This is a genomic window from Mycobacterium innocens (genome assembly GCF_900566055.1).
Lineage (GTDB): Bacteria > Actinomycetota > Actinomycetes > Mycobacteriales > Mycobacteriaceae > Mycobacterium > Mycobacterium innocens.
Map to the genome: position 1 here is coordinate 1 of NZ_UPHQ01000323.1, position 3,892 is coordinate 3,892.

At 61.6% G+C, this 3,892-nt stretch carries 3 protein-coding genes; all 3 read right to left on the reverse strand.

Annotation, left to right across the window (positions count from 1 at the left end):
* Window positions 1-124: 124 nt before the first annotated feature.
* Genes EET03_RS29330 through cas3g form a run of 3 tightly spaced genes read right to left on the reverse strand, consistent with a single transcriptional unit; the run spans window position 125 to window position 3,791 of the window.
* Window positions 125-541, reverse strand: a complete 417-nt coding sequence (locus EET03_RS29330) for a CRISPR-associated protein Cas4 (RefSeq protein WP_075542452.1) — start codon at window positions 539-541, stop codon at window positions 125-127.
* Window positions 538-1,485: a type I-G CRISPR-associated protein, Cas3-extension family gene (locus tag EET03_RS29965; RefSeq protein ID WP_136625789.1), complete on the reverse strand. Its 948-nt coding sequence runs from the start codon at window positions 1,483-1,485 to the stop codon at window positions 538-540. The genes EET03_RS29330 and EET03_RS29965 overlap by 4 nt, the downstream gene beginning before the upstream one ends.
* Window positions 1,482-3,791: a type I-G CRISPR-associated helicase/endonuclease Cas3g gene (gene cas3g / locus EET03_RS29340; protein WP_082274598.1), complete on the reverse strand. Its 2,310-nt coding sequence runs from the start codon at window positions 3,789-3,791 to the stop codon at window positions 1,482-1,484. Before cas3g ends, EET03_RS29965 begins: the two co-directional genes overlap by 4 nt.
* Window positions 3,792-3,892: the final 101 nt, after the last annotated feature.

The window sequence follows — 3,892 nt, forward strand, 5'->3', positions numbered from 1 at the left end:
AGTCGTAGTCGTCGGCATGCTCACGGACCAATCGGACCGCCTTGGCCTTGGTGTTCTCGTCGTACTTGCTTGGCATCGTGCCATCCTTCCCAAGAAAGGAAGTGCGCACGAAACCCGGGACGATTCACCGGTAACCCGCTTCCCGCAGCAGTAACCCTTGGGCACACAACTGGATGCGTTCGGGTTCACGGGCACCTTCCGGAACATCAGGCGGCTTACCTCGTTTCACGTCCACCGGCCGCACTGCTCCGCTGTCGCCTTCGATGACATCGACTTTTGCCGAAAGACCGAGTTCAGTCGACGAGAGGGAAACAGACTGCGCGCGAAGCAAATCTGGTTCCTCCTCCGGCAGCGGTGCATCGCCGCGCGCAACATCTACTTGACGGTGGTGGAACGACCCCTCTGCCGTGTCGCCGCTGTCGGCCCATTGTTGTTGCACCCACTCGAGAAAGAACAGCCTCGGGCAGTATGCATACTCGTTGAGCATTCTCGCCGGCAATAGCTCGGGAACGTCGACAACGTCGATTTCGGTCTGCGTCATGTCCGCCGCCTAGGCTCAGGCGGACTGGAAGCGGCCCAAATAACCTGAGATGGCCTGAAGGTCCCGTAGCCCTGACCCTCGGGGGTAATTCGGCTCCGCATCAATCGGTGCACGCCCCAAGCTTCAACAGCCGTTAGGAATCTGCCAGGTATCGCCTTGTCATCCGGCACCGCTTGAATGAGCGAGCGTGCCGCAATTGTTGAAAGCGGTACCCGCCATAGGGGCCAGGTCAGCCAGCCTGACCTCCATTCCCCACCGACACCGGGCGTCAGAACCCGTCTGCCCTTGGGGTGAACTGGAAAGAGGGTCAGTCCACGAAATGCGAGCCATTCGACCCCGGGTGCAGTCAGTTTCGTCTCCTTCTGCGGGTCCAATGCGGCGAAGGCGTAGTTGCGATCGTCGGTCGAGTCCCATTTGAAGGAAGGCAGGGTCGAGTCGTATCTCCACGGCCCGCGAAGCGCGTTGTGGATGTGATCGCGCGTGACTTCACTCTGCAGTTTGCGGGCCATTGTAAGGAATTGCTGTTTGCCTGACGTGAAGTGGAGGTCCGTGGGCTTCGCCTGTCCCCGGTTGTCCTCGACCCCCTCGCACACCAGGGCCGCGCTCAGCGCCGCGCTTGGCGCTGACCGACGACAGTGGTCAAGAAATCGCCGGACATCTTGCGCGCGAGTGAATTTGACATCGGCAGCGGGATCGCCAAGAGGATAGTCGAGAAGTGGCGCGTCGCCCATCTTGTCTTTCTCGCGAACTACCTCCTCGACGAGAGGATCGATGGATGCAATTCCGTCAAGCCTTGCGCGCGGCACTACAGAGTCGCTCCACCACAGCCGTGCCGGGTAATTCAGGTGGTCGAGAATCGCGAGCACGCCTAATCCCGCTAGAAAGCCGGCCGGGTTAGTCCCGTCGAGCCCGTCGAGATTCAACGCGGAAGCATGTTCAGTCATCGCCCTCCTCCCTCCTGCCTGAGTTGCTCGAGTGCACTTCGGCGATGATCGGCCAGCCGCAGGAGCGTCTCGAGCCAAGCGAGTCCGTGAGGGCCATATCGTTTGTTGAGTCGCCAGAACCGTTCCGTAACGCCGCTATCGAGCTGGGATAACCCATGGTCGCTTGACGAGCGAAGCCGATGGCCATCCCAAGTGACTTCGACATCGACCGGTACCGGGTCTGGCTGAGGCGGTGGTAGTGCGCGGCAATGGCCGTGATGACTTGCGATGAGGTGAAGTACAAGCTCCCGATCGTGGGCCGCGTCGAGTACCTCTGGCGATGACAGCGCGAGTGCGACGCTGAGGAGCGAATGTCCCATTCCAACGGGGTAGCCGGCCCGCCGCCTGGCTAGGTCCCGCTGACGCTTATCTCGGTGGCTATCAGCCGATTTGGCCAACAACGTGCCCACGCGGATAACCGCAATCTCGTCGCCGTCACATAGCCACGTCTGAAATCTAGGATCTGCCTTGCCCAGGTCATGAAGCCTGCCGGCCAGGGCCAGATCCTGGCGGAGATGATCCGGCACGCCACAGGCTGCTGCGAACCGGCTGGCCAATTCGCCTACCCCGTTGCAGTGCGCCTCCAACGGAACAGCGTGCCCGATGAACGAGTTCGTCAGGTCCGTACCGTCGAACTCGAGGCCGCTTTCGCGCCACGACAAGTCGCGCGCCGGCCGCTTGCCTCGCAAGGCGTACATCTTCGTTGGGCCGCCCCCGGCTTGCCCGGCCGCAACGACAACCTGTTGACCAGCGATGGGACTCAGCGATTGGCATATGCTGGCAAGCCACGGAGTCGGGTCAGCTGACCGTACCGCCTCCAACCAAGTGGCGATACCGGTTGCGGCGTTGTCATCAATGTCGCTGTCCGGGTCGGACGGCAAAAGTGGCGTTGGCAGCATCTCGGGCCGGTCGACATGTGGGGAGATCACATCTGCGTGCAAACGCAGCACAGGAACAACCCCGGCGGTGGCCTGTGCCCGATCACCGAGATCAGGCACCGCCATGGTGCATCCAGGGTCCCAGTTGGATCTGCGGAGCCCACCGCGAGCAGCCGGCACCACGAGTGTGTCGCCGGGCCGGATGTCTTGCACAGTAACGAGATCGGTGTCGGCACCCGCCCATCGGACCACCAAGCGATCCCGTGCGGCGCCCAACGTGGTTCGTGGCTCTTGCTGATCAACATCGGCCAGGTCGGGGCCGGTGTCGGCTGAACTCAACCAGGTCTTTGCTGACCAGATCGGCAATGCGATCGCTTCGCTTGCCTTCGGTGGGCACGCGAGCAACAGCTCGACAATCAAGTCACGCCCGTCGCCGTTGTCCCCTGCCGCCCCTACGAATTCAAGTAGACGGTCGTCTATGTCCGCTCGCCACACGATATTGACATCGGCAGGTGCATCCTGCGGCCCGTGCAACCACCGGGTGATATCCAGATCCGCGGCGGGCGCTGGATTAGTCTGTACCAACATATCGAGATGGCTATCTAGCAGCAGTGGTGAGTCCAGGGCAGGCGATAGGAACTCGGGTCCGGTCGGCAGGCTCGTCGACAGCGGGCCGACATCGAACAAGGCATCGCTGTAACGGCGTTTCAATTCTCGCCATGTCGCGCTTAGCGCTTTGCCGTAGACAGGGTCATCGAACTTTTCCGCAGTCTGCTTGTGGCCCGCGACTATGACTATCCGCGCGGGCGTGCCGGCGCTCGAGAGCCTGCCCAACCGGTCAACGCGGCCGAAGCGCTGGCGTAGCGAATCGACTGGTGCGACTTCGGTGATAAGCGCGTCGAAGTCAAGATCTGCGCCAGCTTCGATCGTCTGTGTGGCGACGACGTAGAGCCGAGGTCCGTTTGAACGAGTTCGACCGGCGCCTACCTTGGATTGGACCCCTTCCCAGATGTCGTCCCTGTCCAAGGGGCGCATCCGACCGGTCAACAGAATCACCCTGTCGGGCTGTTCGATCTGCGCCAGCGCGTCGGCTATCGCGATGGCCGTTGCGACTCGGTTGACCATTATTCCCAAAACCTGCCCTGGGATGCCGGTCGCAAGCCGAGGAACGTGCTGTAGAAGAGCGTCATTCGAATCTTGAGTCTTGGAACCGACGAGCTGCAGCGATGCCTGTTTGCTGGCGTTCAGGCGAGGCGCAAGTCCTGGATCCTCGACGAGGTCGCCTTTCAACCCGAAGACGTCTCCATCGGAATCGCTTGGGGTTGCCGTCATTTCCACAACCTGCCACCTATCCGGCAGTGGATGTTGCCCGGCACTGAAGATGAACACGACGGCGTCACTCTCGGTGAGGACGAACAGAGGCAGTTGGTGTGCATGCTGACGCGGTCGTGGTCATGGTGCCGGCAGCGTCGCGATGTTGGTGTTCATGG

Excerpts from the sequence above, each read along its gene's own strand:
- EET03_RS29330 (WP_075542452.1), bottom strand. The coding sequence starts at position 541 with ATGACGCAGACCGAAATCGACGTTGTCGACGTTCCCGAGCTATTGCCG.
- EET03_RS29965 (WP_136625789.1), bottom strand. The coding sequence starts at position 1,485 with ATGACTGAACATGCTTCCGCGTTGAATCTCGACGGGCTCGACGGGACT.